Here is a 24,985-nt window from a genome sequence, read left to right as displayed (position 1 = left end):
ACTTAAGCCTGCCCCAGAACTTCCAGACGCTTCACGCCGTCAACCATGCGCAGCTTGTCCAGCAGGGCCTCCAAGTCCACAGACAGATTCATAGTCTCGATGGAAATGGTAGCGTTGGCCACTCCCTGGAGGGGAATGCCCTGATTGATGGTAAGCACACTGCCTGAATCCGAAGAGATGGTATTCAGCACACTGGAAAGCACTCCCTTCTTATGCTCAAGGAGGAAGGTCAGAGTGACAATCTTATTCTTGCTGGCCTCATAGAAGGGGAAGACATAATCCTTGTACTTATAATAAGCAGAACGGGAAAGTTCCATCTTTTCTACTGCCTCGTTGATGGTGCGGGCGTCCCCACGCTTCAGCATTTCCTTGACTCTGATGGTCTTTTTGATTGCTTCCGGCAAGATTTCCTCCTTAACCAGGAAAAAACCATTTTCTTCCTTTGACATCACAGCACCTCCGAATGTTTATCTTTAATAATATCATTGTCCTTTTACAAAGGATAGTATAACACACAGAGCGCTTTCTTGCCAATAGCTTTAGGCAAAATATAACAAAAAGCCCAAGGAAATGCATATTCCTCGGGCAATTGTCGATATTTGTGTAAAATGCTGTTCTTTAGGAAAATCTCAGCGATGACCCGCCTTGATCTTGGATTCGGTGCCATTGAGCAGCCTGCCAATGTTCGCCTTGTGTCTCACCACAATCAGCACAGCAGCAGCCACGCCAAAGACAATGTACTCCATGGGCGCATGGAAGGCAAAAGCCAGCATCGGCACGCAGACCGCTGCTGCCATGCTGCCTAAGGAAACATAGCCCGTAAGCTTTACAATCACCAGCCAGATGAGAAAGACGATGCCGGTAACCTGGGGCATCAGCATGGAGAGCACCCCAAGGCCCGTAGCCACCCCCTTGCCCCCCTTGAATCCCATGAACAGGGAGGCAGAATGGCCTACGATGGCAAAGATGGCCGCCAGCACCATGGAAAGAGGCGTGCCCACTAAAGCGGAAGCGATGTACACGCTCAAAAAGCCCTTCAAGAAGTCCAGCAGGAAAATCAGGAAGCCAGGGCCTTTGCCCAGGGTACGCCAGGCATTGGTAGCACCGATATTGTGGCTGCCGTGTTCCCTGAGGTCCGTGTGCCAGAGAGCTTTTCCCAGCCAGAGGCCATTTGGAATGGAGCCCAGCACATAGGCTATGAGACAAGCCAGAAGAGTCATGGACATTACTCTTCCTCCTCCCTGGAACGCACAATCAGTTTCAGCGGCGTACCCTCAAAGCCGAAGCTCTCACGCAGCCTGTTCTCGATGAAGCGCAGGTAGGAGAAATGCATAAGCTCCGGGTCATTCACGAAGATGATGAAGGTAGGCGGCTGGATATCCACCTGGGTCATGTACATGATCTTCAGGCGGCGGCCCTTGTGCATGGGGGGCGGATTGATGGAAACCGCATCCCGGATGAGCTCGTTGAGCACGCTGGTCTTGATGCGCATGGACTGCTGCTCAGCCACGTACTTCACCAGCTCCGTCACCCGGCCCACCCTCTGGCCTGTAAGAGCAGAGGCATAGAGCACCGGCGCATACTGCAGGAAGCCCAGCTGCTCGCGCAGGTCTTCAGTGAAGCGCAGGGTGGACTTGTCATCCTTGTCGGGATAGATATCCCACTTGTTGACGACAATGATGACACCCTTGCCGGATTCATGGGCATAGCCTGCAATCTTCTTGTCCTGCTCGGTGATGCCCTCTTCAGCGTTGATCATCATGAGCACCACGTCAGCGCGGTCAACGGCCCGCAGAGAACGCATGACGCTGTAGCGCTCCACGGCCTCCTCAATCTTGCCCCGGCGGCGCATGCCTGCGGTATCAATCAGGATAAACTTGATGCCGTCTTTCATGAAATGAGTGTCGATGGCATCACGGGTGGTGCCAGCCACGTCACTGACAATAACCCGCTCCTCCCCCAGCATCTTGTTCACCAGAGAAGACTTGCCCACATTGGGCCGCCCGATGACCGCAATAGCCAGCTCATCAGTCTCCTCGTCTTCCTCAGCTTCCTTGGGGAATGCCCCCACTACAGCATCCAGCAGGTCACCGATGTTCATGGAGTTGGAAGCAGACAGGGCAATGGGATCGCCCAGCCCCAGGTTGTAGAACTCATAAATATTCATAGCCTGCTGAGGGCTGTCAATCTTGTTCACACCCAGGATGACAGGCTTCTTGGCATGGCGCAGGAGCTTTGCCACTTCCTCATCAGAGTTGGTGAGGCCGCTGCGTCCGTCCACCAGAAAGAGAATCACATCTGCCTCCTCCATAGCCAGCTCTGCCTGCTGGCGCATGGACTTCAGGATATGGTCGCTTTCGTCAAATTCAATGCCGCCGGTGTCGATCATGGTGAACTCATGATTCAGCCACTCCGCATCCATGTAGATGCGGTCACGGGTAACACCGGGCATATCGTCCACAATGGAAACACGCTTCTTGCCAATCTGGTTGAAAAGTGTGGACTTGCCTACATTAGGCCGGCCCACAATGGCCACTATGGGTTTCATGTGCTATTACCTTCTTCCTTATTAATAATGTCATTCTGATATAGTCTTGGTATAAGCAGCATTGCTCTGCCACATATAGGCAGTTTCGCCACTGCGATTCTTATGATATTCGTGCCAGCTGGTCAGCGCCTCACGATAATCCGCGCCTGACTGCACCGGCTCCACTCTCACGCCGGGGAATTCCTTGGCGAAATCAGTCAGGGGCACATCATCAAGGAAAACATCCTCCCCCGCCCTGAGGGCAGATTCCGGCAGCAGGATGCCAGTGCGCCTGCCCGGCAATTCCTTCAAGGCCCTGATTATATCCCTGGCCGTCAGCAACCCGGATACGTTGACAGTGGAACCAAAGTATTCATTGACCACCGGCACCAGCCGCACATGGAGATTCTTATTCTCTGCTCTATCCGCCAGTTCCTGCAGCATGGGGGCCACGGAGGTACCGGAAACCACATCCAGATACACCGGCTCCTCATAATCTGCTGCCTCTGTCTCGCACTCTTCCCATTCGTTGATGAAGTTTCTCGTCAGGCCTATGCCGTTATCAAGCTGAGGGAAGCCATCGTAGAACTCGGTGCCAGGCACCTGACGACCAGCCAGGAAGTAGAACTCATCGCCAAGATAAATGAAGGTACGCCCTTCCTCCTGCTGGATTTTCCGCTGCCACTTCTCCACCTGGTCGATGACCCTGGCAGCGCTTTCCCTGTCAAACTGCTGCAGGGGATAAGGGTCGGTGCGGTGCTTAGTGATGCCCACGGGCACGATGGCCAGAGAGAGGGCATGAGGACGCCGCTCCACTATTTCCCTGATGGTGCGCTCCAGTTCCTCACCGTCATTGAGCCCTGCGCACAGTACCACCTGAGTGTGGTATTCAGCTCCGGCCTTTTCCAAGTTATCCAGCTGGGAAGCAATGCGGGCTGCCCCCGGGCAGCGTAGCATCTGGGCCCTCAGTTCAGGATTCATGCACTGGACTGAGACGAAGAGCGGCGAAAGATGGTATTTCTCCACCCGCTCAAAATCCTTCGGCCCCATATTGGTCATAGTGACGAAGTTGCCATAGAGGAAGGACAGGCGGTAGTCATCATCCTTGATGGACAGGCTGCTTCTCATATTGGGAGCAATCATATCCACGAAGCAGAAATAGCAGTGATTGGCGCAGCTCCTGATGCCGTCAAAGACAGCACTCTCGAACTCCACCCCCAGTTCTTCATCAAAGTCCTTGTCAAACTCGATGATTTCCTGCTCGCCGTCTGCGTGCTCTACCAGCAGTTCAATCTCCTCGTCTGCCATGGCAAAGGAAAGTTCAATGATATCCCTTACTTCTTCCCCATTGATGGCCACAATCTTGTCCCCGGGCACAAGCTCCAATTCCTCAGCCAGACTGCCGGGATAGACTCTGAGGATAACACCGGGGTGTGCAGCTTTGCTCATATCTTTCTTGCTCATACTTTCTTTCTCAACAGTCCAAAACCAAAGAACAAGGGAGCGATGTGAAAACATCACTCCCCTGTAAATTTCCTATCTAATTGCGGAAGCAGGAATTACTCCTGACCTTCCTCAGCGCCCTCGTACTTCTTGAACACAGCGTTGTCTGCGTCCTTCTTAGCCTTGGTGATGCTGAGGGAGATGCGCTTGCGCTTCATGTCGATGCGGAGGACCTTGACCTTCACAACATCGCCAACATGCACAGCCTCATCGGCGCGCTCAATGCGACGGTCAGCCAGCTCGCCCATGGGAATCAGGCCATCGAAGCCCGGCTCGATTTCCATGAAAGCACCGAAGTCAGTCAGCTTGATGACCTTGCCTTCGATGAAGTCGCCCTCTGCATAACGCTCAGCCTTGTCCAGCCAGGGATCACGCATGGTGTCCTTCACAGACAGGGAGATGCGCTTAGCATCAACATCAACGCTCTTCACGAACACATCCAGCTCCTGGCCAACCTCAAGCACATCGGAAGGATGCTTCACGCGGTGCCAAGCCAGGTCGGAGATATGAGCAAGACCGTCTACGCCGCCGATATCGATGAAAGCACCGTAGTCCACGAGACGCTTGACAGTACCGCGCACGGTCTGGCCAGCCTCGAGAGTGGAGAAAATCTCGCCTTCCTTCTCGGAACGCTCCTTCTCAAGGAGATTGCGGCGGGAGAGCACCAGACGCTGCTTGTGGACATCGATCTCGATGATCTCAGCCTCAACAGTCTGGCCAACATAGACGGAGAGATCCTTCACGAAGTGAAGCTCCATCTGGGAAGCGGGGATAAAGCCACGGAGACCGTTGACAGAAGCCACCAGGCCGCCCTTGACCACCTGATTCACCTGAGCCTCGACAGTCTCGCCGCGCTCCTGAACAGCCTCCATCTCCTTCCAGGCAACCATGCGGTCAGCCTTGACCTTGGAGAGGATGCCGCCGTTGTCGCCACCGAGGGAAACGATGTAAACATCGATCTTGTCGCCGACCTTCACAACATCCTCAGCAGACTCCGGAGTCGGGTAAGCGAGCTCACGCTTCGGCACAGCGATTTCCTGCTTGTAGCCGATATCGATATAAGCCTCATCACGGGAAACCTGGATTACCTCGCCGGTAACAACCGTACGCTCCTGGATATCCGGCATAGAGTTCTCTGCTTCTTCCAATAATTCCTTCATGCTCTGTTCTGACACTTTTTATATACCTCCTTGATAATCCAGTCAGGTGTAGAAGCACCCGCTGTAATACCAATTTTTTCTATTTTGTCAAACCACTCGTCACGGAGCTCTGCTGCCGTCTCGATGTGATAAGTCAGACAATACTCGTTGCACAACTGGGCAAGGCGCGTGGTATTGGCACTGTTCTTGCCGCCAATGACCAGCATCAGGTCAACCTGCTGAGCCAAATCAATGGCTGCCGCCTGTCTTTGGTCCGTAGCTGTGCAGATGGTGCGCAGGATTCGCACATCCCGGGATTTTTCCAATAGATGCATGGCAATCTGCCGGAACTTAGCCCCCGAGAAAGTAGTCTGGCACACTATCCCCAGCTTGGCACAAGAATCCAATTCCTTAGCCTCTGCCTCCGTCTCCAGCACCCTGGCCTTGCGGCCCGACCACTCGAAGATGCTCTTGACCTCCGGGTGTTGCTTCTCCCCGATGATGACTACATTATACCCCTCATCAACCAATTCCTTGGCGGAAAGCTGGGCTTTCTTCACGTGGGGACAAGTGGCATCAACCACCCTGAGCCCTCGTTCCTCAGCTTCCTGATAGACCTCCGGGCCTACCCCATGAGAACGGATGATGATGGTGCCCTCAGGCAATTCCTCCAGCCTGTCTACCGTACCTACGCCCTCAGCTTTCAGGCGCTCCACCATCTGGGGATTGTGGATAATAGGTCCTAATGTGCAGGAGGTGCCATCCTCGGAAGCATTTTCCCTGGCTATCTTGATGGCGCGTTTCACGCCATAGCAGAATCCCAGGTAATCTGCCAAGATTACTTCCATACATCTACCACCATATCTTTTTAGTCATGCATGACCTTCAAAACACAGGTTCTATGCAATCTAAGACATAGTATAACATGAGTATGGGGGCTAGGCAAATAGTTTTTCGCGGGTTTTTTATTTTTTTACTACAAAATATTAGCAAATCAAGCCCGCAGGGCGCAGATGCGCTTAGATTTTGTGTAAGGGCGAAGGGCGGAACACTATTCCGCCCGAAGTTTTACATTATCTTTCCATCTTTAGGTCTATAGGACTGCCTAAAGGAGAATTACTCATTCTCAGCCTTCAGTTCTCCAATCCTGTCCATGATGGACTGGGAGAATTCTGCCAGCTGTTCCTTGTCCTTGCGGTCGCCAGTAAAACTCATGGGCTCACCGTAGATGACCTTGAGCTTGGGGAAGAAACTGCCGCTTTTGAAAATCTTGTCAGTGCCAATAAGCGCTGCAGGCACCACCGGCGCCCCTGTCATGGCAGCAATGAGTCCCACCCCCGCTTCGGCCTTGTGCAGCTTGCCATCCTTGCTGCGAGTACCTTCCGGGAAAAGTCCCAGGCAGTGCCCGCCCTTCAGCACCTGCACCGCAGTCTTGATAGCCCCGCGGTCTGCCGCCCCCCGCTTTACGGGGAAAGCATGGCAGTGACGGATAGCCGTACCGAAGACGGGAGGCTCGAAAAGTTCTTCCTTAGCCATGTAGCCCACCGGCCTGGTGGCAAAGCAGGCCAGGAGTGGCGGATCCCAGTTGCTCATGTGGTTGGCGGCCAGAATAAAGGCCCCTTCCTTTGGTAACCTGTCCGCATTCTTGATTTCCGCACGGAAGAAAATCTTGAAGAACAAACAAAAAATGACTTTCAGCAATGAGTACAGCATTTCATCACCTGCACATTCCCAGGATGCGCTGCACCACTTCCTCAATGGAAAGGCCCGTGGTATCCAAAAGCTGCGCATCCTCAGCCTGAACCAAGGGAGAAATCTCACGCTCGGAGTCTGCTTTATCTCTGGCAGCAATATCCTTCTGGAGCTGTTCCAGATTCACATCATAACCCTTTTCCTTCATTTCAAGATAACGGCGTTTGGCCCGTTCCTCAATGGAAGCTGTGAGGAAAATCTTCACATCGGCCCCGGGCAGCACGTTGGTGGCGATATCACGGCCATCCATGAGCACGCCGCCCTCATCTGCCATCTTGCGCTGCAGGTCTACCATCTTTTCCCTGACAGGGCCCAGACGGGCCACCTGGGAAACAATGGCATTGATCTCAGGGGTGCGGATTTCGCCGGTCACATCAGTGCCGTCAACCTTCACCACGGTCTTGCCGTCAACATAGCGAAGATTCACGTCAATGTCCGGCATCAGTGACACGATAAGCTCATCCGTCACCTCTTTTTTCTGCTGCAAGGTCTTCCAGGCCACAGCCCGATACATAGCCCCCGTATCGATATAGGTATAGCCAAGGGCCTTGGCTGCCAGCTGGGCCACCGTGCTCTTGCCTGCACCGGCAGGGCCGTCAATGGCTACAACAAGTTTTTTCTTCGAATCCTGCATGGGAATCCCCCCGTAAAATTTATTTTTTACCAGGAAGGCTTAAGCCTTCCTCAATCTTTCCAGCTCACCATAGAAGGCAGGATAGGAAATATTCACGCAGCCGGGATTTTCCAGTTCCACTCCTTCTCCTGCTGCCCCCAGGATAGCCAGGGACATGGCTATGCGATGGTCATCATAGGTGAAGCAGCGCGCTTTCTTCAAGGTGCGGCCGCCGTGGATCACCAGACCATCTTCAGAGGCCTCCACGGCACCGGGAGCCAGTTTGTTGAACTCCTGCTCAATGGCAGCCAGCCTGTCCGTTTCCTTGACCCTGAGCTCCCCTGCCCCGGTGATGACAGTATCCCCCTCTGCCAGCAGGGCTGCCACGGCAATGATGGGAATCTCATCTATGAGCCTGGGCATAATCTCTGCCCCAAAGGTCGTGCCATGGAGAGGTCCTGCTTCCACGCAGATATCCGCCGCTGCCTCGCCGCCAGATACGCGCTCATTCCTAAGCTCAAGCTTCGCCCCCATATTTTGTAGCACTTCCAAGATGCCGGTGCGGGTCTCGTTGATGCCCACATTGCGCAGCAGGAGCTTGCTGCCCGGCAGGATTGCCCCTGCTACCAGCCAGTAGGCTGCAGAGCTGATATCCCCCGGTACCTCTATGGCTTCAGGAGCCTTGTAATCCTCATCTTTCACAGGGTTGATGGTCACTGCCGTGCCCTCACGCTTCACCGGCACTCCGAAAGCCGCCAGCATGCGCTCCGTATGGTCGCGGGAAACAAAGGGCTCCGTCACCGTAGTGGGGCCGTCAGCATACATGCCAGCCAGGAGCAGAGCTGATTTCACCTGGGCGCTGGCCACAGGGCTCTGATAGGAAATGCCCTTGAGGCCGCCTTCAACAGGCACAACAGCCAGCGGCAGCTTGGTATTGCCCTCCCTGCCGTAAATCTGCGCTCCCATCTGGGAAAGGGGTTTCGCCACCCGGCCCATGGGCCGACGATGCAAAGAAGCATCCCCGGTAAAGGCAGAGAAGAAAGGCTGTGCAGAAAGCAGTCCCATCATAAGCCGCAAGGTAGTGCCAGAGTTGCCCGCATCAATGATGGTGCCAGGTTCCCTGAGACCGTGGAAGCCATTGCCTGTCACCGTCAGCTCCGTCTCGCTCTGAAACTCAATCTTTGCTCCCAGAGCGCGCAGGCAGGCCACCGTAGAAAGGCAGTCTTGGGCATGGAGGAAATTCGTGATGCGCACTGGGGTGCTGCCCAGACCAGACAACATCACGCTGCGGTGAGAAATGGATTTATCTCCAGGAATTGCCACCTCGCCCCTAAGGCCATCGGAAATCTTGCTGATTGTCATAAGTTCTGCCATGCCCAATCCCCTTTCAAAATGCCTGCTTTATCTAATAATTAATTGCTTCTTCTGCTTCTTTGCTTATTCCAGATTCCAGACGCTCCAGCAGCCTGCAGCTGCTCCCATGGAAAAGGCTGCCTGCAGGTTGTAGCCGCCTGTGAAGGCATCCACATCCACTACCTCGCCAGCCAGGAAAAGTCCCTTTACTAGCTTGGACTCCATGCTGCGCGGGTCTATCTCCTTCACGGACACGCCCCCCACCGTCACGATGGCCTCCGCCAGAGGGCGGGTGCCACTCACGGTCAGCACCAGGTGTTGCAAGGTATGCACCAGCCTCTTGCGCTCTTCCACCGTCACCTGATGCACAGGCTTGTCAGGCGCCAGATAGGCAGCATCCAGCACCGGCTCTATCAATTTGTGGGGCAGGAGGTCTGCCATACCGTTCTTCAGTTCCTTGCGCTGGTACTTCTCAAAGTCCCGCTGAATGCGGGCTTCCAGTTTCTCCTCGGAAAGGGCAGGTTTCAGGTTCAGGGAAAGCTCTACAAAGTGCCCGCCTTCCGTCAGATACCCGGAAGCCTCCCGGCTCATGGAAAGAATCACCGGGCCAGTCACCCCATAGTGGGTGAACATCATCTCCCCAAAGAGGGAAAGCTCAGTCTTGCCATCCACCAGCAGCTCTGCCCGCACATTGCGGAGAGAAAGCCCCTGCACCTCCTGCACCCAGTCCTCTTCTGTGGTGAGAGGAACCAGGGAAGGCCTGATGGGAATGATATGATGGCCCAGATTCCCGGCCATCTCATAGCCATCCCCGGAGGAACCTGTCCCGGGATAAGAAGCGCCTCCCACAGCCAGGATCACAGCCTCCGCCTTATAGATGGCCCCGGATTTAAGGCGCACGCCTTTGACCCGCCCTTCTTCCGTGAGAATGTCCTTGACCGCAGCTTCGGTTTCAATCTTCACTTCCAGCTCATGCAGGCGGCTCACCATGGCATCTACCACATCCTGGGCCTTATCGGATACGGGAAAAACCCGCTGTCCCCGCTCCACCTTGGTAGCCACGCCCTGCTCTTCAAAGAAATCTATGACTGCCCGATTGTCGAAGGCCTTCATGGAGCTGAAAAGGAAGCGTCCATTGCCCTGGATATTCTTGATGATTTCCGGCACATCCGCCGCATTGGTGATATTGCAGCGGCCCTTGCCCGTGATCATCATCTTGCGCCCGGGCTTCTTCATCTTCTCCAGCAGCAGGATTTCTGCAGGACTGCCCATAGTCTCATTGGTCTCAGCAGCCTTGATGGCGGCCATCATGCCTGCGGGACCTGCACCTATGATGATGATTCGCCTCTCCATCAGCCCTGCTGCCTCCCTGCTTTCTCATACAATGATCTGATCTCTTCTTCCGTAAGGGCACGATGCTCTCCCCGCCTGACGCCCTCCAGGGAAAGCCCTGCAAAAGCTGTCCGTTTCAAGGCCAGCACTTCGTGCCCCACAGCCTTGAACATGCGCCGCACCTGCCGGTTCCGGCCTTCATGGATGGTGATTTCCACACGGGTACGGCCCGGTGCAGTCTCAAGGACACTGACCCTGGCAGGAGCCGTGAGGCCGTCCTCCAGCTTCACACCTTCCCTCAGCGCCCTGAGTGCCGCTTCAGAAAGCCCCGTGGCAATCCTAGCCACATAAGTCTTCTGCACCTCATAGCGGGGATGCAGGAGGGCGTTCATCAACTCACCGTCATTGGTGAGCAGCAGCAGGCCTTCAGTATTCATATCCAGCCGGCCGATGGGATAGATGCGCTCCTTTATCTCAGGCAGCAGATCAAGCACCGTACGCCTGCCCCGCTCATCGCTAGCAGTGGACACATATCCCTTAGGCTTGTTCAGCAGGTAGTACACATGAGCTTCGGGGGCACTGATGATTTTCCCATCCACTCTGATCTCCACCAGTTCCGGGTCATACTTGCCCCCCAGCTCGCGGATCACCTGACCGTCCACTTCCACTCTGCCTTCAAGAATAATGCTCTCGGCTGCCCGCCGTGAAGCAATGCCTGCCTGGCTGATGATCTTCTGCAATCTGGCTTCCATCAGAAAAGTCCTTTCCATAAAGATTGGAACCAGGCCATGAGGCGGGAGAAAAAGCCCTGCTCCTCCGGCTCCAGGCTTGCGGCCGCCAGAACCTCAACGGCCCCCACTTCCCTGCCCTCCTGCATGAGGACCAGCCTGCCAACCCGCTCTCCCTCTTTGACAGGCGCAGTGAGTGAGTCGGGCACCTCAAGCTTCTGGTCATATTTGACCCTTGAACCATCCTTCAGCCTGGCAATGGCCAGATCCTTGGCAGCCTTCACTTCCAGCTCACCCTGGAAAAGCCCCACGGACACGGAACCAACTACCTGCCCCTTGCTGATGATCTTCTCCGGCTCCACCTGATCAAAACCGTAATCCAGGAGGGCAATGGAGTCATTCCACATGTAAACGCTGTCAAAAACCACAGATACCAGCTGCAAGCCGTCCTCCCTGGCCCCGGACACCAGGCAGCGCCCGGCAGCATCCGTATAACCGGTCTTGACGCCGTTGCCGCCCTTGTAGAGCCAGAGCATCTGATTCTCATTGCGCAGGCGGTGGGTGTCATCTTTGACCCAAGGGAAAGTTATCTCCCTGGTGCCCACAATCTCCTCGAACTCAGGCAGACGGTAGCCATAAGCAGCAATCAGCGCCATATCCCGGGCAGTGGTATAGTGGTTCTCATCGGGCAGGCCATTGGGATTGACAAAATGCGTGTCAGAAGCACCAATCTCCCGTGCCTTCTCGTTCATCATCCTGGCGAAAGCAGGCACAGATCCTGCAATATGCTCAGCCACGGCAATGGTAGCATCATTGCCGGAAGCCATCATCATACCGTAGAGAAGTTCCTTCAGAGGCACCTTATCCCCCTGCTCCAGCCACAGGGTTGACCCCTCCATGCCTTCAGCATTCTTGCTGACAGTGACAATATCATCGAGGTTTCCCTGCTCCAGGGCCAAAATCAGGGTCATGATCTTGGTGGTGCTGGCAGGATAACGCCGGGTATCCATATCACGGGAATAAATAACTGTACCAGTAGCAGCATCCATGACCACTGCCGACCTCGCCGTCAAATTCGGCAGCTTATCCGAAGGGCTGATGACAAGGCCAGGAATATCAGGCCGTTCCAAAGGCGTTATATCATAAAGCGAACGGCTGGCTGGCGCGGCCGGGGCTGAAGCAGCAGGAACAAACACAATACAAGCTGAAAGGCCTGCTGCTGCAAGCCTGGTATATATTCTTTTCCACAAAATGGATGTGCAACTCCTTACAATTTGAAACTTTACTCACCAGCGGAAAAACCGCATTGGCAATATTTTATCATTACCGAACTGTCCTTGCAAGCAGACCAACGGCTCAAAAGTCCCAGTTCATCAACGTTTTTTTACAGCACCTTCTCCCAGCAAAGCTATGAGAGCTTCCTTGGTTTCCTCATCATCTGAAAGGCCCTGTCCTTCCGGCAAGGTCTGCCAGCGGCCTCCCATCTGCACATGGACAGGATCTTCTCCCGGGCGCTCGGCCAGAATCTTTCTCAGTCCCTCCCGCGCTGCCGCATAAGCTTCTCCTGCAGGCAGGGAGAGGTAGTATTCCGGAACATATTCTTCCAGGGACCAGAACTTATCCGCCAGGACGCTGATGCGCTCATCCCCTATGTCCAGCTTACCCTGCAAGACCACCGGCATATCCGGCAGCAACAGGTTGACATTCTGATAAAAGGTTCTGGGGAACACTGTCACTTCAATCTTTTCCGAGAAGTCCTCCAGCACTGCAAAGCACATGGTGTCACCCTTCTTGGTGGTATGGCGCTTGGTTTCCGTCAGGATACCTCCCAGCCGTACCACCTGCTTGTCGCGGACTGCACCGCTCTGCACGTCCAGAATGGCAGGCAGGTTAGCCAGCTTCTTTTGGAAACGATTCAGGGGATGTCCCGTGATGTAGAAGCCCGTGATCTCCTTTTCCCAATTCAGACGTTCCAGCTCAGGCACTTCCTCCATCTCAGGCAGGGGAATATCCATAGCTCCGCCCAGAGTGTCATCAGCAAAAAGGCCGATCTGTCCGCTAAGACGGTCTTTCTGGGCTGTATTGGCCTCACTGACAGCCCTGTCCAGAATGGCCAGCAACTGGCTGCGCTTCGCTCCCAGGCTGTCAAAAGCCCCGCATTTCACCAGGCTCTCCATCACCCGCTTATTGAGGATGCGGGAATCAACCCTGGTGCAGAAATCCACCAAAGAGGTGAAGGGGCCATGATTGTCCCGTTCTGCCACCACGTTCTCAATGGCACCCTCACCCACATTCTTGACTGCGGCCAGACCGAAGCGAATAGCCTCCCCATCCACGCTGAACGTACCGTGGCTTGCGTTTATGTCAGGCGGCAGGATTTTCAGCTTCATGCGGCGGCACATATCAATATAGAAGGGCACCTTCTTGGCATCATCCATGATGCTGGTAAGCATGGCCGCCATGAACTCCTGGGGATAGTGCGCCTTGAGATAAGCTGTCTGCCAGGCCACCAAAGCATAGGCAGCGCTGTGGGATTTATTGAAGCCGTAATCCGCGAAATGGGTCAGCAGATCAAAGATATGTTCCGCCAGCTGCGGCTCGATGTTGTTGGCGGCACACCCCTTCAGGAAGTTCTCCTTCTGGGCCATCAGTATCTCGTGCTTCTTCTTGCCCATGGCACGGCGCAAAAGATCTGCCTGTCCCAAGGTGAAGCCCGCCAGCACCTGCACAATCTGCATGACCTGCTCCTGATAGAGCACCACCCCAAAAGTCTCCTTCAGGATTGGCTCCAGCAAGGGATGCATGTACTCAGGCTGCTTCCTGCCATGACGGCCATTGATGAAATCCTCTACCATGCCGCTGCCCAGGGGCCCCGGACGATAGAGCGCCACCGTGGGGATAAGGTCCTCGAATCCCTCCGGAGCCAAATCCACCACCAGTTTGGTCATGCCAGCCGACTCCATCTGGAACACCGCCCCGGTGCGGCCCTCACAAAGCATTTTGGCTGTGAGCTCATCCTTCAGGGGTATGTGGTCTATATCCACAGTCTCCCCGCGCTGCTCCTTGATATTCAGCAGGGTATCCGCTATGACCGTCAAGGTGCGGAGGCCCAAAAAGTCCATTTTCAGAAGCCCCAGTTCCTCCACGTGGTCCTTGTCAAATTCAGTGACCAGAGTGCCTTCGGATATGGAAACAGGCACATAATCCGTCAGGGGGTGGCGGGCGATCACCACCCCTGCCGCATGGGTGGAGGAATTGCGGGGCAAGCCCTCAAGCTTCCGGGCCAGGTCAATAAGCCGCTTCACCTCAGGCCTTGTGTCGTACATGGCCTTGAGATCAGCCACATTCTTCAAAGCCTTGTCTATCGTGATGTGCAGTTCCTCCGGGATGAACTTGACGATATCGGAAACCTCTGCAAAGGACATGCCCAGCACCCGCCCCACGTTGCGGATGGCATTCTTGGCCGCCATGGTGCCAAAGGTGGCAATCTGCGCCACATGGTCATAGCCATAGCGCTCCTTGACGTAATCTATGACTTCCTTGCGGCGGATATAGCAGAAATCCACGTCAATATCAGGCATGGTGACACGCTCAGGGTTCAGGAAGCGCTCAAAGAGGAGATCGTATTTCAGCGGATCAAGATTGGTTATCCCCAGGATATAAGACACGATGCTGCCTGCTGCCGAACCTCGCCCAGGCCCCACGGCAATGCCCTGCTCCCGGGAATGGTTGATGAAGTCCCAGACAATGAGGAAATAGCTGTCATAGCCCATGCGGTGGATAATACCCAGCTCATAGTCCAGCCGCTCACGCACTTCCTTGGTTACTTCTGCATAATGACTGGGCAGCCTTTCCTCGCAGAGATGGTGCAGATATGCCTCATCATCGGCAAAGGGGGCGGGAATGGGATAATAGGGCAGCTGCAGCTGGCCAAACTCAAATTCCACCTGGCAGCGAGCAGCAATCTTTTCCGTATTTTCCAATGCTCCCGGATAGGCCTTGAAAAGTTCCTCCATCTCCGCAGGAGACTTCAGGTAATAATCATCGCTGTTGAAGCGCATGCGCTCAGGATCATCAAAGTTCTTATTCATCTGCACGCAAAGGAGGATATCGTGAAACTCACTGTCCTCCCTGCGCACATAATGCAGGTCATTGGTAGCCACCAGTCCCAGGCCGTGCTTCTGGGAAAGCTCCAGCAGCCCTGCATTTGTTATGCGCTCTTCCTTCAGGCCATGGTCCTGTATCTCCAAGAAGAAATTATCCTTGCCGAAGATATCGATATACTCCTGCACCAAAGACTCTGCCTTTTCCTTGTTGCCTGCAATAAGGGCCCTGGGAATCTCGCCCGCCACGCAGGCGCTGAGGCAGATAAGGCCCTCATGGTACTTTCTCAGCAACTCTTTGTCCACCCGCGGCTTGTAGTACATGCCTTCGATATGAGCCAGGGAAACGAGCTGCACCAGATTGCGGTAGCCCTGCTGATTCTCCGCCAGCAATATCAGGTGATAGTACTTGACACCGTTCACTTCCTCGCGACCCTGGCGGGGCCCGGGAGCCAGATAAACCTCGCAGCCTATGATGGGCTTTACCCCTTGCTTCTTTGCTTCTTTATAAAAATCCAGCACACCGTACATCACGCCGTGATCGGTGATGGCGACAGAGTCCATGCCCAGGTCCTTGACAGCCCCAATCAGGTCGCCAATACGGCTGGCCCCGTCCAGCAGGCTGTATTCCGTATGCACATGGAGGTGAGTGAAAGGCATATCTAATATCTCCCTTGTTAAATCAAAAACTTTAGGGCGTGTCGATTAAAATTCATTTAATCAACACGCCCTTGCCGGAGAAAGAACTTCTCCAGCTTAATCGTATGGCCTGACGAAATATATCTACAGTATATAGTACACAAAACTCACCAGAGAATCAACTCTTTTTCAGCCAGCCCTCCTTATCCACATACTCCAGTCCCAGGGCCTCTGACACAGGGAGATTGGTGATCCTGCCTTCGATGGTATTGAGCCCCTGAGCCAGCCCCGGATCCATGCAACAAGCCTCACGCCAGCCCTTTGCTGCCAGTTTCAGGGCATAAGGAAGAGTAGCGTTAGTGAGAGCCAGGGTAGATGTTCTGGCTACAGCCCCGGGGATATTGGCCACTGAGTAATGCAGCACCCCATGCTTCACAAAGGTAGGTTCCTCATGGGTAGTCACATGGTCGCAGGTGGCAATGCTCCCCCCCTGGTCAATGGCCACATCCACAATGACAGATCCTGCCTTCATGGTCTTTACCATCTCTTCCGTCACCAGCTGCGGCGTTTTGGCTCCCGGCACCAGCACAGCCCCAATAAGGAGATCCGCCTCCCGCACCCACTGGGCAATATTATAGCTGTTTGAACTCACCGTAGCTACGCGTCCACCGAAAATATCGTCCAGATAGCGCAGCCGCTCCATAGACAGGTCAATGATGGTCACTCTGGCCCCCAGGCCCACAGCCATCTTGGCAGCATTGGTGCCCACAACGCCTCCACCCAGGATCACTACCTGAGCCGGTGCCACACCACTGACGCCTCCCAGGAGGATGCCCGCCCCGCCGTAGCGGCTCTCCAGGAACTGGGCGCCAATCTGCACTGACATGCGGCCTGCAATCTCACTCATAGGAGCCAGGAGAGGCAGCGACCTGCCATCCCTGCCCACCACCGTCTCATAAGCTACAGACGTGACCTTGTGTCTCAGCAAAGCTTCCGTAAGCTCCGGCTCTGCCGCCAGATGCAGATAGGTGAAGAGCAGCTGCCCCTCGTGGAACAAATCATACTCCGAAGGCAGAGGTTCCTTCACCTTGACAATCATCTCCGCCTCGTCAAAGAGCTGCTTCTTGTCAGACAGAAGCTCTGCCCCCACAGCAGCATAGCTTTCATCGTCAAAACCGCTGCCCAGACCGCTGCCTGTCTCCACCAACACTCTGTGCCCTGCCTTCACCAGGGCCTCCGCCCCCGCCGGAGTCAGTCCCACACGATTTTCATTGTTCTTGATTTCTTTGGACACACCGATAATCATAACCATGCCTCCTCATAAAATCATAATCAAATATGTTCAGACCTTCCTATCCAAACACATTTGAACCAATAAATCTCATTATGGAGAATTCGGACTTAAAGTTCCAAAAACCTGCCACAGAGACAAAAAACCTCCGCCATCCCTGAAAAAGGATCAACGGAGGTTCTGAATCAGATTTCCATGATGATTGGCAGGATCATCGGCCTGCGGCGGGTCTTGTCGAAGAGATACCTGCCCAGAGCGTCGCGAACGTTGGCCTTGATGGCAGCCCATTCCTTCACGCCTTCGTCCTCGCAGCGGTCAAGAGCCTGCTGGACACGGGCACGGGCCTCGTCCATCAGGGCTTCAGACTCACGGACATACACGAAGCCGCGGGACACGATATCCGGACCTGCCACCACGCGGTTGCTGGCCTTGTCCATGGTCACCACTACGATGAGGATGCCGTCCTGGGACAGCTGGCGGCGGTCCCTGAGGACGATGTTGCCTACATCGCCTACGCCAAGGCCGTCCACCATCACCATGCCGGCAGTGACCTTGCCAGCCTGGGTGCCCTTGTCACGGGTGAACTCCATGATCTGGCCGTTCTCGCCGATGAAGATGTTCTCCTTGGGCATGCCCAAATCTCTTGCCAGACGGGCATGCTGCACCAGCATGTGGTACTCGCCATGCACGGGAATGAAGAACTTGGGGCGCACCAGATTGTGCATGAGCTTCAATTCCTCACGGCTGGCATGACCGGACACGTGGATGCCCTGGTTGCGGCCATAGATGACGTTAGCCCCCAGCTTCATGAGATTGTCGATGGTCCTGGTCACCAGTTTCTCATTGCCCGGAATGGGAGTAGCGGAAATGATTACCGTATCACCGGGCACCACCGTCACCTTGCGGTGGTCGGACATGGACATGCGGGTCAGAGCCGACATAGGCTCGCCCTGGCTGCCAGTCGTGCAGATGACAATCTGGTCAGAACGGAAGCGATTGATTTCATCAATGTCGATGATGGTCCCCTCAGGCGCGTGGATATAGCCCAGCTCCATGGAGATGCCCACCACGTTCACCATGCTGCGGCCCAGAATGGCCACCCGGCGCTTGTAGCGCACGGCGGTATCGATGACCTGCTGGATGCGATGGACATTGGAGGAGAAGGTGGCCACGATGATGCGGCCCTTGGCCCCGTGGAAAGCCTTGTCAAAGGCAGCCCCCACCGTGCTCTCGCTCATGGTGTGACCCTCGCGCTCAGCGTTGGTGCTGTCTGCCATCATCACCAGCACGCCCTTGTTGCCCAGCTCTGCGAAGCGGCGGAAGTCCGTCATCTTGCCATCTACAGGCGTATAATCCAGCTTGAAGTCACCGGTATGGACAATCATGCCCACGGGAGTCTTGATGGAGAGGCCTACGGCATCAGGAATGGAATGATTGACACGGATGAAGCCCACGCTGAAACAACCAACGTTGATGATGTCCCCCTGCATGACAGAATGCAGGTTGCTGGAATCCACCCCATTTTCCTGAAGACGCCCCTCCAGGATGCCCAGGGTCAGGCGGGTGCCGTACACAGGCACGTTGATTTGCTTCAGCAAGTAAGGCAGGGCGCCGATATGATCCTCATGGCCGTGAGTCAGCACCACAGCCTTGATCATATCCCTGTTCTCGATAAGGTAGGAAATATCCGGGATGACGAGATCTATGCCCAGCATATCCTCCTCCGGGAACATAAGGCCGGAATCGATGACCAGAATCTCATCATCTACACGGATAACGGTCATGTTCTTGCCGATTTCCCCAAGTCCGCCCAGGGGAATGATTTGTAATTTTTGTGCTCCTTTAGACAAAAACTCACACCTCCGAAGTGTTTATATAGCTATCAATGACAATAAAAATACAACGCTCTTGTGCAAAAAGCCAATAAGCCTCCTATCCGCAGGCACAGCTCCTTGGATATTTTTGCAAACGAAAAAAGCCTATTCAGTTTTGTCCGCTCAACTCATTCCCTTACATTTTAACATTCCGAGCACAAGAATGCAAACAGAAAAGATAAAATACGCTAATGGTTCACATAACAAAGATAAACCAGGACACGAAAAAAGCACTGCAGCCCCCTAAGGAACTGCAGTGCCTGCAGATTTCAGCAAAGCTTATTTCAGTGCATCGCCAATCTTGGAGTTGGTGTCGCGGGCTGCAGCTACGCTCTCATCGAACTTAGCCTTCTCCTCGCCTTCCAGCTTGACTTCCACGACCTTCTCCATGCCGTCCTTGCCAAGGATGACAGGAACGCCGATGCAGAGGTCCTTCTCGCCATACTCGCCGTCGAGATATACGCAGCAAGGCATGAGCTTCTTGGCATCGAGGGCAATAGCCTCAACCATGGCAGCAGCTGCTGCACCAGGAGCATACCAGGCGGAAGTGCCCAGGAGCTTGGTGAGAGTTGCGCCGCCCACCTTGGTAGCCTCTACAGCCTCAGTGAGCTGCTCCTCGGTGAGGAGTTCCTTCACGGGAATGCCGCGATAGGTAGCCAGGCTCACGAGAGGAACCATGGTCTTGTCGCTGTGGCCGCCGATAACGGTGCCGTCCACATCAGTCGGGGTGGCAGGATAGCCAGCCTTCTGCAGAGCCTTGGACAGGAAATAACGGAAACGGCTGCTGTCCAGCATGCCGCCCTGGCCGATGACGCGGTTGCGGGGCAGCTTGGAATCCTTGAAAGTAAGGTAGGTCATTGCATCCATGGGGTTGGAGATGATGATGAAGATGGCATCGGGAGAATACTCGAGAGCCTGATCCACCACACTCTTCACAATCTTGGCATTGGTGCCGATGAGGTCTTCACGGCTCATGCCCGGCTTGCGGGGGATACCGGAAGTGACAACCACAACCTGGGAACCAGCAGTTGCAGCATAATCATTGGTCACACCAGTCACAGTGGTATCGAAGTTCAGAAGATGGGCCGTCTGCATGATGTCCATGGCCTTGCCTTCGGACACGCCCTCTTTGATATCAATGAGCACAACCTCGCTGCAAATGTTCTTCGTAGCCAGCACGTTTGCTACGGTTGCACCAACGTTACCTGCACCAACAACTGTTACCTTCATAATGAAATGCCTCCTTGAGATATGGCCGGGCACATATTTTTCCCGGCGGAATGGCTTTTATGAATCATGAATCACACTTATGATTCATTACGTTCTGATTATAACAAAGTAAACGTCCACCGTCAAGAAAAAAGACAATAGTCGTAAAATTGAATTTAGTTTTTACATCAAAATACAAAAATAACCGCTGAACGAATCCCAAGGGAATTCATTCAGCGGCATAAAGTTTTCGATATTTGCCCTGCAGGGACAGCACCTGCCTCACATAGGCCCGTGTTTCCTTGTACGGTATGGCCTGCACGTCGGAAAAATCGTCTTTCCAGCCATATTCCTCCATCCAGCCCCGCACATTGCCGCGGCCTGCATTGTAGGCCGCCAGAGCCAGCACATCATTGCCCTGGAACTCCTCTTCCAGGTCAGCCAAATACCAAATTCCGTAGCGGAGATTCCTGTCCGGATCATGCAGCTCTGTGTCCTTATAATCCCTCTCCCCCAGACGCTGGGCTATCCACCCGGCAGTATCCGGCATCAGCTGCATGAGCCCCACCGCTCCCCGATGGGAATGGACATCATGCTGGAACTTGCTCTCCACCTTGATGACCGCTGCCACCAGATAGCAGTCCACCTTATAGCGCCCGGCATAGCGCTCCACTGTCTCGCGGTAAGGGAAGGGATAGAGATAACTTCGCTGCACCTGTGAGTTCTGGGACAGGAAGTAGATGGTAAAGCAGGATATAAAGACCAGGAGTCCCAGCAGGAAAGCGCAGCCTGTGCGCCGTCTGGCCTCACGGGCCTTTTCCACCTTTTCAGGCAAACTGCTCATGTACCCTTTCCTTCCATAAATCCTTCACAATACTTCTCGTCGCTTCTATGGTGCCGCTGTTGTCTATGGCTACATCTGCCCGGGAGAGCTTCTCCGCCAAAGGCATCTGCGCCCTTATGCGCCCCAGGGCCTGCTCTGCTGTACAATTGTCCCGCAGGCAAAGCCGCCTCAGCTGCTCGCTTTCCGGCACATACACCAGCCAGCTCTCATCTGCCAGGCTGTCCCAGCCAGCTTCAAAGAGCAACGGCACATCCAGTACAATCAGCGGCCCCCCGGAAGCCTTTGCCTCTGCCAGCTGCCGCCTGACTTCTGCCAGAATCAGGGGAAAAGCCGTCCTGTCCATCCACTGCTTTTCTTCCGGACAGGAAAAGACCTGCTCTGCCACCGCCCTGCGGTCCAAACGCCCTTCCGCCGTCAGCACCCCGGAGCCAAAATGCGCCAGATAAGCCTCAAAAATGGCCTTGCCCGGCTCAGCCAGCTCATGGGCTATGGCGTCTGCATCTATGATGCAGGCGCCCAGCTTTTTCAGCATGCCGGACACGGTGCTCTTGCCGGAGGCTATGCCCCCGGTCAGGCCTATTACCCGCGTCATGGCTCCCACCTCTGGCACATGGGGCAGTAATGGGTGCCCCTGCCTGCCACCTTCGTATATTCGATCAGCACGCCGCACTCACGGCAGGGCTCCCCCTGACGATGGTAAACATAGAGATGTTCCTGATGGGAGCCCTTGCCCCCCTCGCCGTTGCGGTAGTCCCGGAAGGTGGTGCCACCGTCCCTGATGCCTGCCTCGATAACCTGATTGACCGCCCGCCAAAGTTTTTGGCATTCCTCATGACTGAGGCTGCCTGCCAGTCTTTTGGGGTGGACATGAGCCAGGAAAAGGGCTTCGTCTGCATAGATATTGCCTATGCCGCCAATCTTACGCTGATCCAGCAGGAGGTTCTTGATGGGAGCCTTGCCCTTGCGGGCAATGCCCTCAAGGTACTCTGCTGTAAACTCTGGTGACAAAGGCTCCGGCCCCATTTCCCTGAGGCCTTTCACCATGTCCAGTTCCCCGGGCTTCAGACCATAGATCACACCGAAAGTGCGAATGTCGGCAAAGCACAGGCGGGAACCATCCTCCAGATAGAAGACCGCCCGCAGATGGGCGTTCTCATACTCCTGCCCTGCCTCCACGTAAACCAGGCTGCCGGTCATGCGCAGATGGAAAACGATCCGCATTTCCCCTGCCAGCCGCAGCAGCAGGTACTTGCCCCTGCGCTCCATGGCCTCAATCTCAGGCCCGCAGCAAAGACGGCTGAACTGCTCCACAGTGGCAGGCCATTTCAGCTGCCTGGGCAGCAGGATCTCCACAGACTTGATCCTCTTCCCCGCCAGTCTGCTGTCCAAATGCTGGCGGATGATTTCTACTTCCGGCATTTCAGGCATAGGGATGCTCCTTATCTCTTACTTAGCTTCTGCCCAGTTGGGGCCATAATTGATGTCTATGCTCAACGGCACGGAAAGGCTCACCACCTGCTCCATGGCCTCCCGCAGGATGGAGCTCACCTGCTCCACTTCCTCTTTTGGCACTTCCAGCACCAGCTCATCGTGTACCTGCAGAAGGATGCGGCTCCTGACTTTGGCTTCCTTCAGCGCCTTGTGGGCTGCAATCATGGCCAGCTTGATGATATCCGCCGCAGTGCCCTGTATAGGAGTATTCATGGCCATGCGCTCCGCCAGGGAACGCTGATTGAAGTTGCTGCTGCTGATAGCAGGCAGTTCACGCCTTCTGCCAAAAACAGTTTTCACGCTGCCAGTTTCCCTGGCCTCCTGCACCATGCGGTCCAGATAAGCCTTGACCCCGGGATAGCGGTCAAAGTAGCTTTCGATATAGCCTGCAGCCTCCTGACGGGAGATATGCAGGTCACGGGAAAGGCCGAAATCGCTGATGCCGTAGACAATGCCAAAGTTCACCGCTTTGGCCTTGCGGCGCATATCTGATGTAACCTCTTCCAAAGGCACGCCAAAGACCTCCGCCGCCGTCCTGGCGTGAATGTCCTGCCCCTCACGGAAGGCCTCCAGGAAACTCTCGTCCCCGGACATGTGAGCCAGTATCCTGAGCTCAATCTGAGAGTAATCCGCAGACAAGATGTAATCATATCCTTCCCCCGGCTCAAAGAAGGCGCGGATGGTCTTGCCCTCCTCCCGGCGCACGGGAATGTTCTGGAGGTTGGGGTCAGAGCTGGAGAGCCTGCCCGTAGCCGTCACCGTCTGATTGAAGGTGGTATGCACCCGCCCCGTCTCCGGGTCGATAAGCCCCTCTATGCCGTCCAGATAGGTGGACTTCAGCTTGCTCCACATGCGGAAGGAAAGCACCAGCTCCACGATGGGATGCTGATAGCGCAAGGTTTCCAGCACCTCTGCATTGGTGGAATAGCCCGTCTTGGTCTTCTTCACTGGCGGCAGCCCCAGACGGTCAAAGAGCACTTCCCCCAGCTGTTTGGGAGAATTTATCTTGAACTCTCCCCCTGCCAGGGTGTAAATGTCAGCCTGCAAGGCTGCAATCCTCTGCCCCACTTCCTCTGCCTTTTCCAGCAGGCGCTGGCGGTTCACGAAAATGCCCTGCTGCTCCATGTCTGCCAGCACTGCCACCAGGGGCAGCTCCATCTCGCCATAAAGCTTTTCCTGCCCCCGCTCTTCCAGCTCCTGCCAAAGGGGCTGCTGCAGCCTGGCCAGCAGGACTGCCTGCCAGACAGCCTCTTCCTTCTCATCGGCAAAGGACTCAGGCACTGCCTCATGGGGGAAATAATCGCCGGAGAGCCTTGCCAGTTCGTAATCCGAAAGCTCTGGGCGCAGAAGATAGTCCACCAGCTGGACATCGAAGAACTGCACACTGCCCATGCCTGCCTGATAATAGCGCTTGGCATCGAATACTGCCGCCTGACGGCCATCTGCCAGTGCTTGCAGAAGGATTTCCCAGGCAGGCGTGCCAAAAGGCACAAAGAGCCTGGCACTGCCACAGGCTGCTGCCGCCCCCTCCAGCTTTTCAAAGGGGTGCCTGCCGGAAAATACCCCGGCCAGTCCCAAAGGAGCCTCCTCCCTCAGGCAGGCTACCATAGAATCAGCACTTTCCCCCACCTGATAGCCCAGGTCAGGCAAAGACTCCTCCTGTTCAGGGAAAAGACTTGTCTCCCGCACATTCAGCCGCTGGAAATTATGCCAGACCTTGTTCAGCTCATGCACCTTGCAAAAAGACTCCATCTCTTCGAATACAGGCTCGATGGCAAAATCCTCTGCTTTGAAGGTCATATCAGGCACCGCCAGCTCAATGGTGGCCAGTTCCTTGGAGAGCATTGCCTGCTCCTTATGGGCCAGGAGATTCTCCTTCAGCTTCTTGCCGGAAATCTTGTCTGCATTTTCCAGCACTTCTTCCAGGCTGCCGTACTCAAGGAGCAGTTTGGAAGCTGTCCTGGGTCCCACCCCGGGCACTCCGGGAATATTGTCAGAGGTATCCCCCATCAGGCCCTTGAGGTCAATGAGCTTGATGGGCTCGAAGCCGTATTCCTCCTTGAAAGCCGCCTCATCATATAGTTTGGTCTCGGAAATGCCCTTCTTGGTGAGCATGACCCTGAGATTAGGCCGCACCAGCTGCAGGGCATCCCTGTCCCCGGTGACCACCATGGTATCAAAGCCCTCTGCCGCCGCCTGGGTGGACAAGGTGCCGATAATATCATCAGCCTCGTAGTTGTCCTTTTCCAGGAAGGCTATGCCATAGACTCTGGCATATTCTTTCAGCAGGGGAATCTGGGACTTCAGTTCTGCAGGAGTTTCCTTGCGGGTTCCTTTATAGTCAGCATAGCGTTCCGTACGGAAGGTGTGACGGCTGCGGTCAAAAGCGATAGCCAGCAGATCCGGTTTCACTTCCACCAGGAGCTTGGTCAGCATATTGTCAAAGCCCACCATGGCTCCCGTAGACTCCCCCTTGGAATCCGTCAGAGGAGGCATGGCATAAAAAGCCCTGAAAATAAGGCTGCTTCCATCCAGGATGACGAACTTCTTTGACACGGGGGTACCCTCCTAAATCTCAAAAAATAAT

The 24,985-nt window shown here is 54.9% G+C and carries 20 protein-coding genes; all 20 read right to left on the bottom strand.

Annotation, left to right across the window (positions count from 1 at the left end):
* Positions 1-2: 2 nt before the first annotated feature.
* Positions 3-449, bottom strand: coding sequence for an ACT domain-containing protein (locus P159_RS0109450; protein WP_029543539.1), 447 nt, complete (start codon positions 447-449; stop codon positions 3-5).
* 180 nt (positions 450-629) lie between these two features.
* Entirely contained in the window at positions 630-1,226 is a 597-nt protein-coding gene (gene plsY, locus P159_RS0109445) for a glycerol-3-phosphate 1-O-acyltransferase PlsY (protein ID WP_029543537.1), read from the bottom strand.
* Entirely contained in the window at positions 1,226-2,548 is a 1,323-nt protein-coding gene (der, locus tag P159_RS0109440; RefSeq protein ID WP_029543536.1) for a ribosome biogenesis GTPase Der, read from the bottom strand. The genes plsY and der overlap by 1 nt, the downstream gene beginning before the upstream one ends.
* Before the next feature lie 30 nt (positions 2,549-2,578).
* Positions 2,579-3,976, bottom strand: coding sequence for a DUF512 domain-containing protein (locus tag P159_RS0109435; RefSeq protein WP_029543534.1), 1,398 nt, complete (start codon positions 3,974-3,976; stop codon positions 2,579-2,581).
* A gap of 110 nt (positions 3,977-4,086) precedes the next feature.
* The gene (rpsA, locus tag P159_RS0109430) at positions 4,087-5,190 is read right to left on the bottom strand and encodes a 30S ribosomal protein S1 (protein WP_029543532.1); all 1,104 of its coding nucleotides are present in this window, start codon (positions 5,188-5,190) and stop codon (positions 4,087-4,089) included.
* On the bottom strand, positions 5,187-6,017 hold the full coding sequence (locus P159_RS0109425; protein WP_029543530.1) for a 4-hydroxy-3-methylbut-2-enyl diphosphate reductase: 831 nt from the start codon (positions 6,015-6,017) through the stop codon (positions 5,187-5,189). The genes rpsA and P159_RS0109425 overlap by 4 nt, the downstream gene beginning before the upstream one ends.
* A gap of 268 nt (positions 6,018-6,285) precedes the next feature.
* On the bottom strand, positions 6,286-6,882 hold the full coding sequence (locus P159_RS0109420) for a lysophospholipid acyltransferase family protein (RefSeq protein ID WP_029543528.1): 597 nt from the start codon (positions 6,880-6,882) through the stop codon (positions 6,286-6,288).
* Positions 6,883-6,886: 4 nt separating this feature from the next.
* Entirely contained in the window at positions 6,887-7,555 is a 669-nt protein-coding gene (cmk, locus tag P159_RS0109415) for a (d)CMP kinase (protein WP_029543526.1), read from the bottom strand.
* A 39-nt stretch (positions 7,556-7,594) separates the two neighbouring features.
* The gene (gene aroA / locus P159_RS0109410; RefSeq protein ID WP_029543525.1) at positions 7,595-8,908 is read right to left on the bottom strand and encodes a 3-phosphoshikimate 1-carboxyvinyltransferase; all 1,314 of its coding nucleotides are present in this window, start codon (positions 8,906-8,908) and stop codon (positions 7,595-7,597) included.
* Positions 8,909-8,971: 63 nt separating this feature from the next.
* Positions 8,972-10,240, bottom strand: coding sequence for an NAD(P)/FAD-dependent oxidoreductase (locus P159_RS0109405; protein ID WP_029543523.1), 1,269 nt, complete (start codon positions 10,238-10,240; stop codon positions 8,972-8,974).
* Positions 10,240-10,971: a pseudouridine synthase gene (locus tag P159_RS0109400; RefSeq protein WP_029543521.1), complete on the bottom strand. Its 732-nt coding sequence runs from the start codon at positions 10,969-10,971 to the stop codon at positions 10,240-10,242. Before P159_RS0109400 ends, P159_RS0109405 begins: the two co-directional genes overlap by 1 nt.
* Positions 10,971-12,197 (bottom strand): D-alanyl-D-alanine carboxypeptidase family protein, encoded by a 1,227-nt coding sequence (locus tag P159_RS0109395; RefSeq protein WP_080705966.1) that lies wholly within the window; start codon positions 12,195-12,197, stop codon positions 10,971-10,973. Before P159_RS0109395 ends, P159_RS0109400 begins: the two co-directional genes overlap by 1 nt.
* A 123-nt stretch (positions 12,198-12,320) precedes the next feature.
* Positions 12,321-15,710, bottom strand: a complete 3,390-nt coding sequence (locus tag P159_RS0109390) for a DNA polymerase III subunit alpha (protein WP_029543517.1) — start codon at positions 15,708-15,710, stop codon at positions 12,321-12,323.
* A gap of 157 nt (positions 15,711-15,867) precedes the next feature.
* Positions 15,868-16,995, bottom strand: coding sequence for an alanine dehydrogenase (gene ald / locus P159_RS0109385; protein ID WP_029543515.1), 1,128 nt, complete (start codon positions 16,993-16,995; stop codon positions 15,868-15,870).
* A gap of 170 nt (positions 16,996-17,165) precedes the next feature.
* Positions 17,166-18,830, bottom strand: coding sequence for a ribonuclease J (locus tag P159_RS0109380; protein ID WP_029543513.1), 1,665 nt, complete (start codon positions 18,828-18,830; stop codon positions 17,166-17,168).
* Positions 18,831-19,133: 303 nt separating this feature from the next.
* Entirely contained in the window at positions 19,134-20,084 is a 951-nt protein-coding gene (gene mdh, locus P159_RS0109375) for a malate dehydrogenase (RefSeq protein ID WP_029543511.1), read from the bottom strand.
* Between the two features lie 208 nt (positions 20,085-20,292).
* The gene (locus P159_RS0109370; RefSeq protein ID WP_029543510.1) at positions 20,293-20,907 is read right to left on the bottom strand and encodes a lytic transglycosylase domain-containing protein; all 615 of its coding nucleotides are present in this window, start codon (positions 20,905-20,907) and stop codon (positions 20,293-20,295) included.
* Entirely contained in the window at positions 20,891-21,499 is a 609-nt protein-coding gene (coaE, locus tag P159_RS0109365; RefSeq protein WP_029543508.1) for a dephospho-CoA kinase, read from the bottom strand. The genes P159_RS0109370 and coaE overlap by 17 nt, the downstream gene beginning before the upstream one ends.
* Positions 21,496-22,335 carry a DNA-formamidopyrimidine glycosylase gene (gene mutM, locus P159_RS0109360; protein ID WP_029543507.1) on the bottom strand — a complete coding sequence of 280 codons (840 nt, stop codon included), beginning with the start codon at positions 22,333-22,335 and terminating at the stop codon, positions 21,496-21,498. The genes coaE and mutM overlap by 4 nt, the downstream gene beginning before the upstream one ends.
* A gap of 18 nt (positions 22,336-22,353) precedes the next feature.
* Positions 22,354-24,954: a DNA polymerase I gene (gene polA, locus P159_RS0109355; RefSeq protein ID WP_029543505.1), complete on the bottom strand. Its 2,601-nt coding sequence runs from the start codon at positions 24,952-24,954 to the stop codon at positions 22,354-22,356.
* Positions 24,955-24,985: the final 31 nt, after the last annotated feature.

The organism is Selenomonas sp. AB3002, from assembly GCF_000702545.1.
Classification (GTDB): domain Bacteria; phylum Bacillota; class Negativicutes; order Selenomonadales; family Selenomonadaceae; genus Selenomonas_B; species Selenomonas_B ruminantium_A.
The sequence above is the reverse complement of the archived record's forward strand: the minus strand, read 5'-3'. Positions and strand labels throughout refer to the sequence as shown.